10 protein-coding genes are annotated in these 14,696 nt (G+C 72.5%); 5 read left to right on the forward strand and 5 right to left on the reverse strand.

From position 1 onward, the window contains the following. Nucleotides 1-100 precede the first annotated feature (100 nt). Nucleotides 101-1,435: an MGDG synthase family glycosyltransferase gene (locus ACZ63F_RS20575; RefSeq protein ID WP_469712723.1), complete on the forward strand. Its 1,335-nt coding sequence runs from the start codon at nt 101-103 to the stop codon at nt 1,433-1,435. Then, nucleotides 1,432-2,184: a polysaccharide deacetylase family protein gene (locus tag ACZ63F_RS20580; protein WP_469712724.1), complete on the forward strand. Its 753-nt coding sequence runs from the start codon at nt 1,432-1,434 to the stop codon at nt 2,182-2,184. Before ACZ63F_RS20575 ends, ACZ63F_RS20580 begins: the two co-directional genes overlap by 4 nt. A 43-nt stretch (nt 2,185-2,227) precedes the next feature. On the opposite strand, the gene ACZ63F_RS20585 is transcribed toward ACZ63F_RS20580, so the two are convergent. The 5 genes from ACZ63F_RS20585 to ACZ63F_RS20605 all read right to left on the reverse strand — a co-directional run bounded on the left by ACZ63F_RS20585 (nt 2,228) and on the right by ACZ63F_RS20605 (nt 10,641). Then, nucleotides 2,228-4,690 carry a transglycosylase domain-containing protein gene (locus ACZ63F_RS20585; RefSeq protein ID WP_469712725.1) on the reverse strand — a complete coding sequence of 821 codons (2,463 nt, stop codon included), beginning with the start codon at nt 4,688-4,690 and terminating at the stop codon, nt 2,228-2,230. Between the two features lie 99 nt (nt 4,691-4,789). Then, a complete protein-coding gene (locus tag ACZ63F_RS20590; RefSeq protein ID WP_469712727.1) occupies nt 4,790-6,094 on the reverse strand; it encodes an MFS transporter in 1,305 nt (434 codons plus the stop codon). Beyond that, a complete protein-coding gene (locus ACZ63F_RS20595; RefSeq protein WP_469712728.1) occupies nt 6,091-7,305 on the reverse strand; it encodes a type III PLP-dependent enzyme in 1,215 nt (404 codons plus the stop codon). The genes ACZ63F_RS20590 and ACZ63F_RS20595 overlap by 4 nt, the downstream gene beginning before the upstream one ends. Further along, nucleotides 7,302-9,011 carry an IucA/IucC family protein gene (locus ACZ63F_RS20600; protein WP_469712729.1) on the reverse strand — a complete coding sequence of 570 codons (1,710 nt, stop codon included), beginning with the start codon at nt 9,009-9,011 and terminating at the stop codon, nt 7,302-7,304. Before ACZ63F_RS20600 ends, ACZ63F_RS20595 begins: the two co-directional genes overlap by 4 nt. Nucleotides 9,012-9,048: 37 nt before the next feature. Then, a complete protein-coding gene (locus tag ACZ63F_RS20605; protein WP_469712730.1) occupies nt 9,049-10,641 on the reverse strand; it encodes an IucA/IucC family protein in 1,593 nt (530 codons plus the stop codon). 409 nt (nt 10,642-11,050) lie between these two features. Here ACZ63F_RS20605 and ACZ63F_RS20610 point away from each other — a divergent pair, with 409 nt between their 5' ends. From ACZ63F_RS20610 to ACZ63F_RS20620, 3 genes are all read left to right on the forward strand, one after another. Beyond that, the gene (locus tag ACZ63F_RS20610; RefSeq protein ID WP_469712731.1) at nt 11,051-11,812 is read left to right on the forward strand and encodes a response regulator transcription factor; all 762 of its coding nucleotides are present in this window, start codon (nt 11,051-11,053) and stop codon (nt 11,810-11,812) included. Next, complete coding sequence (locus ACZ63F_RS20615; protein WP_469712732.1) at nt 11,809-13,269, forward strand: sensor histidine kinase; 1,461 nt, start codon at nt 11,809-11,811, stop codon at nt 13,267-13,269. Before ACZ63F_RS20610 ends, ACZ63F_RS20615 begins: the two co-directional genes overlap by 4 nt. Nucleotides 13,270-13,492: 223 nt before the next feature. Further along, entirely contained in the window at nt 13,493-14,551 is a 1,059-nt protein-coding gene (locus ACZ63F_RS20620) for a glycoside hydrolase family 19 protein (protein ID WP_469712734.1), read from the forward strand. The last annotated feature ends 145 nt before the right edge of the window (nt 14,552-14,696 follow it).

Consider the following 14,696-nt stretch of genomic DNA (forward strand, 5'->3'; position numbering starts at 1 on the left):
GCCCTGGCCCGCGCGCAGGCGCGGCCTCGGCCTGCCCGCAGCGCCGTTCGGGCCGGGGCATGCCCGGCGTGCCCCGTAGCCCATCAGGAGGCGATCCACCGTGGTCCACCGTGACGACCTGGTGCCGGAGTCGGCACCCTCGCTGCCCGCCGCACCGCCGCAGGGCGGTGCCGGGCGGATCGCGATCATCTCGGCCGGTGTCGGCGCGGGACACGACGGTGCGGCCGCGGGGCTGGCGGAGCGGCTGACCGAGCACGGGTACCTGGTGGACCGGCACGACTTCCTCGACCTGCTGCCCCCCGGTACGGGCCGGCTGCTGTGCGGTACCTACCACCGGATGCTGACCTGGATGCCGAGCGGCTACCAGCGCCTGTACGCGGCCACCGACCGGGCCGCCCGGCCCGGCGCGCTGTGGCGGGCCCTGTTCCGCGCGGCCGAGCGGCGCACCCTGCGGGCGCTCGCGCCGGACACCCGCGCGGTCGTCTCGACCTACCCCGGCGCCAGCCAGGTCCTCGGCGCACTGCGCCGGCGCGGCAGGCTGACGGTACCGGCCTTCACCTACCTCACCGACTTCTCCGTCCACGCCCTCTGGGTCGCCCCCGGCATCGACGCCCACCTGGCCGTGCACGCGGTGCCGGCGGCCCAGGCCCACGTACAGGGCGCGGCCGCCGCCACCGTCGTCGGTCCGGTCACCGATGCGCGCTTCACCCCCGCCACCGCCGGGCAACGGACCGCCGCCCGCGAGCGGTTCGCCCTGCCCGCGGACGCGCCCCTGGCCCTGCTGGTCGCCGGGTCGTGGGGCGTCGGACCGGTGCGACGGGCCGCCGTCGAGATACGGGAGACCGGGGTCGCGGTGCCCGTGGTGGTGTGCGGACGCAACGACTCTCTCGTGGCGGAGTTGCGCGCGGACGGCATCGCGCACGCTTTCGGCTGGGTGGACGACATGCCCGGACTGATGCACGCCTGCGACGTCCTGGTGCAGAACGCGGGCGGGCTGACCTCGCTGGAGGCGTTCGCCGCCGGGCTGCCGGTGGCCAGTTACCGCTGCATCCCCGGTCACGGCCAGACCAACGCGGACGCCCTGGACGAGGCGGGCCTGGCGGCCTGGGTCCGCGACCCGGCGGACCTCGGCCGGGTGCTGGCCGAGCTCCTCCACGGACCCCGCGGTCGGGCCCAGCGCGCGGCCGGACTCGACCTGCACCGCCTGGCCCCCGGACCGGCCACCGCCATCGCCACCAGGACCGGGCCGCACCCCGCGCCGCACGCACAGGCCGTCATGCGGCGCCTCGCCGGCCGGCGGCGGATCGCCCTGACGGCCGCGACCGTGGCGGCCACGGCCTGTCTGGGCGTCGCCGCCCCGCTGGCCCACGCCTACAACGAGACGCCCGCCCGCTTCACGGCCGTCGCCCATTACCTGGACGGAGACGGTCGGTGACCCCGGCCCGTCTCGTCCGTGCCACGGCGCTCGCCTCGGCCGCAGCGGTGCCCGCGCTGGCGGCCTTGCACGCGGCACCCGTGATCTCCACCTTCGGGCCGCTGCGCAACGCGGCCATGCCGCGCCTGGCAGGCCGCGGCCGGCCGGATCACGTCGCGCTCACCTTCGACGACGGCCCCGACCACCTGTCCACCCCGCGCTTCCTGGACTACCTCGACGCACGCGGGCTGCGGGCCACCTTCTTCCTGCTCGGCTCCATGCTGGCCCGCTCTCCCGGCCTGGCGAAGGAGATGGCCGCCGCCGGGCACGAGATCGCCGTCCACGGCTGGCACCACCGCCCGCTGCTGCTCCGCGGTCCCCGCGCCGCCCACGACGACCTCGCCCGCGCCCGCGACGCCGTGGCCGACGTCACCGGCAGGCCGCCCGTGCTCTTCCGGCCGCCGTACGGGGTGATGAGCACCGCCGCCCATCTGGCCTGCCGGCGCCTCGGCCTGACCCCGGTGCTGTGGACCTGCTGGGGCGAGGACTGGCGCGGCCGGGCCACCCGGCAGTCCGTCGAGCGCACCGTGCTGACCGACCTGCGCGGTGGCGGCACCATCCTGCTGCACGACTCCGACTGCACCTCCGCCACCGGCTCCTGGCGCACCACCCTCGCCGCCCTTCCCCGCATCCTCGACACCTGCCAGGAACGCGGCTGGCAGGTCGGCCCCCTGCGCGACCACGGCGTCCCCGGCCTGCCCCGCGGGTGAACGCCGCCTGAGCCACGCTCTCGGCCTCGGACGACGCGACGGCTCAGGGCCGGCCGCGGACGCCTGCCGGCGCGGGTGTGCTGCCCGTCGGCGTGGGTGTGGGTGAGGTTCCGCCGCCGGTCGTGCCGCCGAGGAGGCCGCCGCCGGTACCGGCGGTGGTTCCGGAGGTGTCGGTCGGAGTCGGGCTGACACAGTGCTGCCCGTGCCCGTGCCCGTGGCACGGTGCGGTGCTGGGGGTCGGAGTGGCCGGCACGGTCGGGGTGGCCGGGGGTGTGCTCTGGGTCGCGGTGGCGGAGGGGGTGGGCGAGGGCGCGCCGAGTTCGTCCGTGGACTGGCCGAGCGCGGGTGCGGGCGGGAACTGCTGGACGGGCTGCCCCTGGAGGGCGGCGGTCATGTAGCCGGTCCACACCTCGGTGGGCATGTCGGCGCCGAAGACCTTGGCGTAGCCGCCGACGCCCTGCATGGACTGGAGGCCGGCGTTCTTCGGGTCCTCCTTGAACATGCTCACGGCCGTGGTCAGTTGCGGGGTGTAGCCGATGAACCAGGCGGACTTGTAGTCGTCGGTCGTACCGGTCTTGCCGGCTGCCGGGCGGCCCAGGGCCTGGGCGTTGGTACCGGTGCCGTTCTTGACGACACCTCGCAGGACGTCGGTCACGGTGTCGGCGGTCGAGGCGGGCATGGCCATGGTGCCCTTGGGCTTGTCGAAGCCGGCCAGCTGCCGGCCGTCGGCGACGACCTTGGTCACCGAGTACGGCTCGTGCTGGACCCCGCCGTCGTCGAAGGTGGCGTACACGTCCGCCATCCGGATCGCCGACGGTGTGGAGGTACCTATGTAGAAGCCCGGGGTGTCGTACTGCAGGCTCGTGTGCAGGAGGCCCGCCTTCAGGGCCTCGCTCTCCACGTTGTCGTAGCCGACGTACTCGCCGAGCTGGACGTAGGGGGTGTTGACCGACTGCTCCATCGCCTTGCGCAGGGTGATGTAACCCCACTTCGTGGACACGTCGTTGCGCTGGTGCAGGAGACCGGTGGGGTCGTTCGAGTCCGGCAGCTCCTGGCCCTGCTGGTTCTTGATGGTGATGCCGTCGTCGCCGTCGAACTTCGAGGACGGGGTGATCGGTGAGGGCGGCTGCCCCGGGGAGAGGACGGCACCGTGGTCGAGGGCGGCGGCCAGGTCGACGGGCTTGAAGGTGGAGCCGACCGGCACACCGGTCGCGTCCGCGTTGTCCGTCCAGTGCCCCTTGTTCCAGCCGGCCCCGCCGTACAGCGCCACGATCGCGCCGGTCGACGGATCGATCGACGCCGCGCCGACCTGGACGTCCTTGTCGGCCGGGCGGTGCTGCGGATCGAGATGCTTGCGCTCCATCGCCGTGACGGACGTCGACAGGGCGCCGACCCTCTTCTTGTCGAAGGTGGTGTAGATCTGGTAGCCGCCGTGACCCAGCTGCTGGTCCGTGAGGGACGTGTGGGCCTCGACGTATTTCTCCGCGGCCTGCACCAGGTACCCGGTCTGCCCGGCCATGCCCGCCGACGGCGCGTACGGCCTGGGCGTGGGGAAGCCCGCCGCGAGGTACCGCTGTTCCTGGGCGTCGGTGATCTTGTGGATCTTGGCCATCCGCTCCAGCACGTACGTCCAGCGGGCCTTGGCCTGGGCCTTGGCCTGCGGATCGGTGTCGGCGTGCATCAGCAGGCTCGGCTCGTTGACCGTGGCGGCGATGAAGGCCCCCTGGCTGACGTTCAGCTGGAAGGCGTGCACGTGGTAGTAGGTACGGGCCGCGGCCTCGATGCCGTAGGCGTCCCGGCCGTAGTAGCAGGTGTTGAGGTAGCCCTGCAGGATCTGCTGCTTGGACAGCTGGCCGCCGATCTTCAGGGAGATCATGATCTCCCTGAGCTTGCGGGTGACCGACTGGTCCTGGCTGAGGTAGGTGTTCTTCACGAACTGCTGGGTGATGGTGGACCCCGACTGCACCTCACCTCCCGTGGCCATGTGGTAGACGGCCCTGAGCATGCCCTGCGTGTCGACGCCCGGATCGGAGTAGAAGGTCGCGTTCTCCGCGGCGAGGAAGTCCCACTGCACCAGCTTCGGCACCTGGGCGAGGTCGACGTTCTGCCGGTTGGTGGCCCCCTGGGTGGTCATCACCGAGCCGTCCGACCAGTAGTAGGTGTTGCTCTGCGCCTGGGTACTGGGGTTCGCACTGGGAATGGTCGTCGTGGCGTAGGCGTAACCGAACAGCCCCAGCAGGCCCCCGACGAACAGCAGGAAGGTGCCGGACACCAGCTTCCACGACGGCAGCCACCGCCGGACACCCCGTCGTCCGGCGCGCGGGTAGTCGATCAGGCTCCGCCGACCGGGCCGCGCGACGTTCGCATGCCGGGTGCCGGCGGCTCGGCGGGCGCGCCCGCCCCGGGACTGCGCAGCCCTGCGCGCCGCGGCCCGGCCACCGCCGTGCATGCCGTCGGGGCCGGACGGTGTGGTCCTCCCCGACGATCGGCGCCGGTGTTCGCTCATTCTCGCCACTCCTCGATCGGTGCCCCCCACCTTCTCCTACATGTTGTAAGAGTAGGCTGCTCCCGCACCGCGCATGCAGCCGCCCCCCTGCAGCCCCGGTCAGAGCTCGGGCTGCCGCTCTCGCTCCGGCCGGCCCGGGGCAAAGGGTGAACTGGTCACCGGTGCCGGCTCCGCGATGCGGACCCGCCGTCCGTTTCGGCTCGCGAACACGACGGAGAGCACGAGCGCGGTGGCGAGCGAGACGACACCGCCCAGCACCAGGGTGAAGCGGGCCCCGAGAGCGTCGGACACCAGGCCGACCAGCGGCGCGCCGACCGGGGTGCCCCCGAGGAGGACGACAAAATACACCGACAGGACGCGACCCCGTAGCCCTGGGTCGGCATGGAGCTGGACCATCGCGTTGGCGGTCGTGGTCACGGTCACCGCGGCACATCCGGTGACGAACAGCAGGACCAGGAACGAGCCGTAGCCCGGCATGAGGCCCTGCGCGACTTCCAGTGCGCCGAAGCCGGTCGTGGCGGAGAGCAGACGGCGTGCGGTGGGGGGCCTGCCGTGATGGGCCCAGTGGATCGCGCCGAGGAGGCTGCCCAGGGCGTAGGCGGCGGAGAGGCAGCCGAAGGTGGCGGCGCCCGTGTGGAACACCGTGACGGCGACGAGCGAGACGGTGACCTGGAAGTTGAGACCGAAGGTGCCGACGAGGGCGACGAGGCTGATCGGCAGCAGCAGTTCCGGGGTGGCGGCGATGTGGCGGAATGCCTCGCGCGCTCGGACGCGGCCCGGTCGCGCGCGGACCGGGGCGTCCGGTACGTGGGTACGGATGGTGATCAGGCCGTAGAGGACGGCCAGGTACGAGGCGGTGTTCAGGAGGAACACCGGGCCGGTGCCGAAGGCCGCGACGGCCAGGCCGGCGAGGGCCGGGCCGACGGCGCGGGCCGCGTTGAACTGGGCGGCGTTCAGGCTGACCGCGCCGGCCGTGTGCTCGTGGGAGACGAGTTCGCGGATGTAGGCGTTGCGGGCGGGACTGTCCACGGCGGTGGCGGTGCCGAGGGCGAAGGCCAGCGCGTAGAGGGACAGCGGGTTCACCGCCCCGGTCAGCGTGAGCAGCCCCAGCAGGAGCGACTGGGCGGCCATCGCCGTCTGGGTCAGGAGCAGCGTCCGTCGCTTGGGGTACCGGTCGGCCAGCACGCCTCCGGTCAGGCCGAGGAGGGTCTGCGGCAGGAACTGCAGCGCGGTCACGATGCCGACCGCGCTGCCGCTGTCGCCGCTGATGTGGAGGACGAGGAGGTCCTGGGCCGCGCGCTGCATCCAGGTGCCGGTGTTGGAGACCAGCTGTCCGAGCAGGTAGCGCCGGAAGTCCGGGACGGCGAGCGCGTGCGTCGCCGGCAGGCGGAAGCCGGCGCTCATGACGTCTGACGGGCATACGTGCCGCCCGCGACGGGCCTGCAGGCATCGCCGTCGTCGAGGTGGTGGAAGGTCGGGTGGGGGTGCATGAGGAACGCGTGGTGGGAGATGTTCCACGCGTAGGCGCCGGCCATGGCGAAGGCGACGCGGTCGCCGACGCGCAGCCGTTCGGTCATGATCCGGCTCGCCAGGACGTCCTTGGGCGTGCACAGCTGCCCGACCAGCGTCACCGGCTCGTCCCGGACCTCCGGACGCTTCCATGGCCGCGGCCAGGTGTCGTCGGGGATCACCTCGAAGGGCTGGTCGTGCTGTTTCGCGGCCGGGGTGCGCAGGTGGTGGGTGCCGCCGCGCAGTACGGCGAACGCGTGCCCCCGGCTGAACTTGATGTCCAGGACCTGGGTGACGTACCAGCCGCAGTAGGCGGTGACCGAGCGGCCGGGCTCGATCCGGAGGGTGAGGTGGGGGTGGCGGCCGAGGATCCGGCGCAGTCCGGCGCCGAGTGCGGGCCAGTCGAACACCCTGGGCGGATGCGTGTAGTCGACGCCCATCCCGCCGCCCACGTTGACCTCGCGCAGGTCCACTCCGCGAGCGCGGGCCCAGTTCCCGGCCCAGGCGAGGACCTCGTCGGCGAGCGGGACCTGGGCCTGGGCCTGGAGCCCGCTGGCCAGGTGGAAGTGAAGGCCTCGCAGTCGGACACCCGGGACCGGCTCCATCACCTCCAGGCAGCGGTCCAGTTGTACGGGATCCATGCCGAACGGCCCGCCGCCCATGGCCAGGGCGACCCGGCCCACGTCGACGGGCAGGTTGACGCGCAGCAGGACGTCCACGGTCCGGCCGCCCAACAGGGTGGTGAGCACGCGGAGTTCGTGTTCGCTCTCGATGTGCAGCCGCTCGGCTCCCGCGTCCAGCGCGCGGGCCAGCTCCTGCTGGGTCTTCCCCGGGCCGCCGAAGGCGACCGGTGCGCCCGGGACGGCGGCGCGGACGTGGTCCAGTTCGCCTCCGGAGGCCACCTCGAAGCCATGGACGTGTTCGGCGAGGGCGCGCAGGATCAGGGGGTCGGAGTTGGCCTTGGCCGCGTACAGCAGCTCGACGCGGTCCGGCAGTGCGGCGCGGATCGTGCGCACGTGTTCGCGCAGGCCGGGCAGGTCGTAGACGTAGGCGGGCAGATCGTCCTCGGGCAGTGCGGCGGCGAGGTCGTACGTCCCGGGCCTCACCGGACCACCTCGCGGGGGAAGTCCGCGCCGAGCGGGCTCGGCAGGGGCACGTAGGTCGCGTGCCGGTCGGCCTTGCGGGACCAGCGCAGCAGGAGGTTGGCCTTGGCCGGCAGCGGTACGCCGGACAGCAGGGCACGCAGGCGGGGCGGTTCGGCGGCGGTGCGGGCGTAGCCGGCGAGGTGGTCGCGGACCAGGCCCCACAGGGCGGCTTCCAGGGCAGGGGCGAGGTCGGCCAGGGCGCTGAGCATCTCCGCGGCATGGTTGACCAGGAGGCAGTAAGCGACCCGGTTCCAGCCGTGTTCGGGATCGTAGGTGAGGGGTTCGCGCACGTCGTCCGGGAGCTCGTCGAGGGCCGGACCGTGACGGCTGGTCAGGAGCTTGGTGCCCTCCAGGTCGCGGAAGAACATCTGCGCGGGAGTGCCGTCGGCCCCGACGCCGACGACGACATTCTGCAGGTGGGGTTCGAGCACGACGCCGTGTTCGAAGTAGGCGGCCAGTACCGGCGGCAGCAACAGCCCGAGGTACGCGTCCCACCAGGCCAGGATGTCACCGTCACCGCGGGCGAGCAGCCGGGAGACGTGGGCTGCGCCGGTCGGATACTCGTCCGCCACCGCGGCGGCGAGCAGGGGTGTGACCCCGGGACGCAGATGGCGGCGCAGGCCGGAGCGGACGATGACGCCGAAGCCCTCCAGGAGGGCGGTGTCGCCGGCCGTGCCGAGGGTGCGGTAGCCGGGCTCGGCCAGGAGCGCGCAGCCCGGGTAGCGGTCGGTGAGCCGGGCGAAGACGGGCTGGAGCAGCCGGTTGAGGGCGACGGCCCCGGACAGCTCGTACCTCGCGTGCCTGCGGACGCAGTTGGTGAGGCGGACGTCGAGGCTGAACTTCAGGAACGCGTCGGTCTCCGGGGCGTACAGCGTCCGCACCGATGCGGTCGGCACCAGCTCCGGGCCGCCCGTGCCGGTGTCCACGACGTCCCCGGCGGCGACCGCCTCGCGCAGCCGGTCGTGGTCCTTCAGCAGCCGGTACTGCCAGGGGTGGACGGGGAGTACGGCGAACTCCGGGTCGGCCACGGGGTGCAGCGCGTCCAGCACGTGCGGCTCGCCCTCCTCCCTTACAAGGTGGCGGCGTACGGCCAGGTAGCGGAGCCGGAAGCGGGTACCGGTCTCCGGGCCGTACGCCAGCCAGTCCGCCGGGTCACCGGTACGGGCCTTGGGAGTGGGGTGGAAACGGTGGCCGAAGACCAGGGACTGCTCCGAGGCCACGTACGGGTCCGCGGCCGTCCGGGCGCCCGCCCGCTCCTCCAGTACGACGCGGATCGTCTCCCGGCTGTCCGCCACCTGCCCCAGGAACTCCTCGTTGGCCAGGCCCGTGCGCTGTTCCAGTTCGTCCTGGATGCACAGGGCCAGCTCGCGCCAGTCCAGGGTCACCCAGGCATCGCCGTCGAGCCGCTGCACCGAGCCCTCGAAGCGGTGGGCCCCGATCAACGAGGTCCGGCGCAGCGCGGCACGCAGCAGCAGGCCCCGGCGGGGCAGTCGTAGCAGGAGGTGATCGCCGGCGACCGTCACCTGGTGCTCGGGGGCGGACACCTCGCGGATCAGGCAGTTGAGCAGCGTGTGGGTCGTGACGAGGTCGGCCGTCCGCGACGGCTCCGTGGCCGGGGAAGGGACGGTGGTGGCACTGTCGGTGTGGGGGGCCGTGCCGATGTTCATGTGGTCGCTCCAGTGGGACAGCGGTCGAGGTCAGGGGTCAACGGCACAGCGCCAGGGGGTTGGGAACGGACGTCCACTGCGCGGCGCCCGGGTTCTCGGACAGGCGCATGGCGATGGTCGCCTTCAGCGGCATCGTGTCCCCGAAGAACGCTGCCGCGTCCTCCTGGTCCGGCAGGTCGGCGAAGACGCGGCGTCCGGCCTCGGCGACCGTGCCCCACAGCGCCCGTGGCTCGGCCGCCCGGGTCCGGCCGAGGACGTCGACCAGCTCGCTGAAGACCCCGCTGACCAGGCCGCCGAAGAGCTTGGTGCGCAGCGCGCCGATGTCGTCGCCCGCGCGGGTGCCGAGCAACGGCGGCAGCGTGAAGCCGCACCGGGCCAGGCGGCGCGGACTGACCCGTACGCCGTCCAGGTCCCGGTACAGCACCCGCACCGGCCGCCCGTTCCGCAGGACGACCAGGGTGTTCTGGCCGTGTGCCTCGAGGGCCACCCCCATGGACAGCAGCGTCAGGGCGGGCGGCAGGACGAGGCCGGCGAGGTCCGCCAGCCAGCTCACCGGGTCCCCCGACACCATGGCGGCTCCTGTCGCGTGCACGGCCGTGAGCGGTACCGCGACCTCCCCGGCGTCGAGGTGGCACTCGGTCGATTCCCGGATCATGGCCGTCAGGCTCGCGGAGGGCTGTCCGTCCACGCGTACCGAGCCACCGCCCAGCTCCCGCAGGACGCGCAGGCTGCCGCTGTGCCCGGCCTTGTCGAGGACGGCCGCGACCAGCTCGGACAGTGGGGGCCCGTCGGCGACCTCGGCCGGGGAGATGGTGCGCCGGTAGTTGGTGACCTGGACGTCGAGCGCGGTCTTGACGTGGCAGCCGGGCAGGGTGCCCACCGGTGCGAGGGTACGCAGCGAGAGCAGCGGGCGGGCCGGGACCGTCTCCTCCACGACGGCCAGGTCGCGGTGGTGCCGGAGCACGTGGTCCCGCTGCCAGGGGTGCACCGGCAGCAGGAACGCGTCGCCGTCCCGCAGCGCCCGCGGCCAGTCGCCGGCGCCCTGCCAGCGCTCGGCCGGGACCCGGACCAGGGCCAGTCGGACGACCGGGTGGTGTTCGGGCGCGTAGGCGAGCACGTCGGCGACGGACATGCCGGTGCGCGTCCGGCAGCAGGGGTGCTGCGGGTGGCCGTCGACGACCGCCTGCTCGGCATCCGCCGAGTCGGCCGGAGCGGCCTTGCGGTCAGCGTTCGCGGCTCTGGCGAGGGCCAGGTTGACGACGCTGTTGCCGAGTTCGGTGGCCAGTCGCTCCGCCGCGGGGGTGCGCAGGCCCAGCTGTGCCAGCAGCCGGGCCGGGTCGCCGATCGGCCCCTCCGGTCCCGACACGGCGAAGTCCTGCGGAACGTCGGCGAAGGGCCGCGCGCCGTCCTCGGGTGCCGAGAGCGAACCGCCCCGTTGCACTTCGACAAGCAGAGACCCGGACTCGCGGCGTCGCCTGGTCACACCGGGCAGGGGTTCTCGTCCGAAGGCGCCCCACAGGCGGGACAGCACGGTGGCGCGTGCTCCCGGGAGGGCGCTCGCGAAGGGCTCCACCAGGTCCGGGCGGATGCGGCGCAGTTCGTCAACGGGCATGCGGTCGTCCATGGGCATGCGGTGTCCCTGGTTCTCGCGGTGGCGGGTTGTCCGGTGGTGCTCCGGTGGCACCGACCGCCCGGCCGACGCTACGGGAAGACGATCAAGGGAATTGCCAGAGCGAATACAGCGAGAGGTCGCGGACACCTCCGGAACAGCGTTTCGCCGGGCGCGGTTCCGGCCGGTCCGGCCGAGGCCGGCACAGGGGCCGGCGCACTGACCTTGGATCAGATTCCGGCTGTCGCCTGGGAGGCCGCGTGCCGGCGTCCGACGTCTTAACTCGTTGCTTACGCCACGCTGGCCGGGCCCTTGATGTCGTCAAGAAGCCGCGCCACAGCGGTTGAGCCGACCGTGGAAGATCACTGACTCGGGGGAGCTTGCGGCGTTTGCGCCACGCGCCGCGGCCGGTGTCTGTGAGCCTTTCGGCATGCGTGTCTTGCTGATCGAGGACGACGACCGGGTGGCCGGGCCCTTGGCGGAGGGGCTGCGCCGTTTCGGGTTCACCGTGGAACACGCCAGAACGGGGGCCGAGGGCCTGGCCGCGCCGGAGGTGGCGATGGTGCTGCTGGACCTCGGGCTGCCGGACATGGACGGCATCGACGTGTGCCGGACGCTGCGGTCCCGCTCGTCCGTACCGATCATCATGATCACGGCCAGGGACGACGAGGTGGACCGTGTCCTCGGGCTCGAACTGGGGGCGGACGACTACGTCTCCAAACCGTTCGGCGTACGGGAACTCGTCGCCCGGATCCGGGCCGTCACCCGCCGCGCCCGCCCAGCGGTTGCGGACCCCCGGTCCGGTTCCTCGAACCCCTCCGACGGCCTCAGCCGTCCCGCGACGCCCGGCATCCAGCGGATCGGCCCGCTGACCATCGACTGCCGCACGCGGCAGGTTCGCCTGCACCAGACGTCCATCGCCCTCGCGCCCAAGGAGTTCGACCTGCTCAGCTGCCTCGCCGAGGACCCCGGCGCCGTCTGCTCCCGCCGGCAGATTCTCGACGCGGTCTGGGAACCTCACTTCTTCGGCCCCACCAAGACCCTGGACGTCCACATCGCCGCGCTCCGGCGCAAACTGGGCGACGCCTCCTGGATCGAGAACATCCGCGGAATCGGCTTCCGCCTCGTCCCCCCGGCACATTCCGACGTCCCGTCCGCCGCGGTGCGGACGCGCGGCGGAGAGCTCCGGTGACCCGTCGCCTCCTGCTCAGCCACCTGAGCCTGATACTGCTCGTCCTGCTCGCGCTCGAAGTGCCCTTCGGCGTCTTCTACGCCCGCAGCGAGCTGGCCCGCTTCTCCCGCACGGCGGAGCAGGGGGCGATGACGCTCGCCGAGGTCTGCGAGGACAAGATGGAGCACGGACTGACGGCTGACCTGCCCGACCTCGCCCTCGCGTACGGGCGGCGGACCGGCGGCACCGTGCTCGTCGCCGACCGCCGGGGCATCGTCCTCACCGACACCGCGGACCGCGCCGTGGTCGGCGAGGACCTCTCCGCCGAGCCGGACATCTCCACGGCACTGCACGACCGCCCCACCGTCGGCACGCGCACGGCCCCGTCCGCGGACGGTGAACTCCTCTTCGTCACCGTGCCGGGCGGGTCCAACCCCGCCGTCGCCTGTGTGGTGCGCACGGTGTACGCACTGGGCCCGCTCAAGGCCAGGGTGCGCACCACCTGGCTGGTCCTCGCCGCCGTCGGTCTCGGAGTGCTCGCCGCGGCCTCCCTGATCGGGTTCGCTCTCGCGCGCTCGATCACCCGCCCCGTGCAGGCCCTGGAACGCGCCACCGCGCAGCTCGCCGAAGGCCGGATCACCGACCCCCCGGCCACCGACCACGGGCCACCGGAACTGCGCAGGCTCGCCGCGTCGTTCACCCGGACCGCGACTCGCCTTCAGCACCTGCTGCAGGCTCAGCAGGCGTTCGCCTCCGACGTGTCGCACCAGCTGAAGACACCCCTGACCGCACTGCGCCTGCGCCTGGAGAACTTCGAGCCGCACCTCGCCCCCTGCGCCCAGGACAGCCTCGACACGGCGCTCGGCGAGCTGGAGCGGCTCAGCCGCATGGTGCAGGGGCTGCTCGCTCTCGCCCGGATGGAGAACACCGAGATCCGGGCAGCAGCCGCCGATCTCAATGCCGTCGTCCGCGACCGCGCGGACATCTGGACGGCCTTCGCCGCCGAACAGCAGGTCGGCATCATCGTGTCCGGAAGCGCCTCCGTGCCGGTGCTGGCAGTCCCCGGCGCACTGGAACAGATCATCGACAACCTGCTCTCCAACGCGCTCCGGGTGTCCGCACCGGGAACCTCCGTCACGCTGGCCGTCGTCACCACCCCCGCGGAAGGCACCCGCACCCCGCCCACGACCGAGCTGCACGTGACCGACCAGGGCCCCGGCATGACCGAGACCGAACGGCACCGGGCCTTCGACCGGTTCTGGCGAGCCCCCCACGCCGACCACGACGGCACCGGCCTCGGCCTGCCCCTGGTCCGCCACCTCGCCCGCGCCGGAGGGGGCGAGGTCACCCTGGAGGCGGCCCCCGGCGGCGGACTCGACGCGGTCGTCCGTCTCCGGCACGCCGGCTGCCGCGAGTCGCAGGATCGCCCCGGCATCGCTGCGGACGTCGACATGGCGACCCCAACTCATGCGCGGTAGGCCGCGGCTCCCCAGCCGCCTCACGAGGCCGCGGCGGCGTTGCCGGTGATTCCTTTCCGGAAGTACCCGCCGCTCATGCCCAGGCAAAAGTCCGTATCCGGCTCTTGACTGGTCTGGACCAATCACGCTTTGCTGCTGGGGTACCACTCACCCCCTACCTCTGGAGTGGCGCATGCGCACCACCATGCCCCGCGGGTCTCGCAGACCCATGTATGGCAGGTCCATGACAGCACTGCTCGTCGTCCTGGCCGGTCTTCTCGGCGCCTTCACCGTCCTCGGCACCGCGAGCCCCGCGGCGGCGGCGGACTGCGCGGCGGCCTGGAGCTCCAGCGCGGTCTACACCGGCGGCATGACCGCCTCCTACAACGGCGACAACTGGCAGGCCAAGTGGTGGACGCAGGGCGAGACGCCCGGCGTCGCCTCGGTCTGGGCCGATCAGGGAGCCTGCGGCGGCTCCGGCGGCGGAGGCACCGGCGGAAGCTGCAACTACCCCGCCTGGGTCGCCGGGCAGTCCTATGCGACCGGCGCCATCGTGAAGTACACCCCGAACGGTCAGTACTACGTCGCCACCCACGACAACCCCGGATACGACCCCACCATCAGCACCTGGTACTGGTCCCCCTACACCTGCACCGGAGGCTCCGGCGGCGGAGGCGGTGGCGGCGGCACCGGTGGATTCGTGGTCAGCGAAGCCCAGTTCAACCAGATGTTCCCGAACCGGAACTCCTTCTACACCTACAGCGGCCTGGTGGCCGCGCTGAGTGCCTACCCCGGATTCGCCACCACCGGCAGCACCACCGTGCAGAAGCAGGAGGCCGCGGCGTTCCTGGCCAACGTCGACCACGAGACCGGCGGCCTCGTCTACATCAACGAGGTCGACCAGTCCGGGAACTACTGCGCGAGCGAGCCCTACGGCTGCCCCGCCGGCACCTACGCCTACTACGGACGCGGCCCGATGCAGCTCAGCTGGAACTTCAACTACAAGGCCGCCGGCGACGCCCTCGGCATCGACCTCCTGGACAACCCCGGCCTGGTCGCCACCGATGCGGCGATCTCCTGGAAGACCGGCCTGTGGTACTGGAACACCCAGACCGGTCCCGGCACGATGACCGGACACAACGCCATGGTCAACGGCGCGGGCTTCGGCGAGACCATCCGCAGCATCAACGGCAGCATCGAGTGCAACGGCGGCAACACCGCCGAGATGCAGGACCGCGTCAACGACTACCTCTCCTTCACCTCCGTCCTCGGCGTCCCCGCGGGCTCCAACCTCACCTGCTGACCGCCTCCCAGCACCGGACCAGGGTGGCTGCCCAACTGCTGGTGAAGCCCGCAGGTTGCCCTGTCAGCACGGCCAAGCTCCTGGCAGACGGGTTGTCGAACATGAACAGCCCCTTCTGCCAGGAGCTTCACGCACGTGCGCGGCA

The organism is Streptomyces sp. NPDC104761, assembly GCF_055583445.1.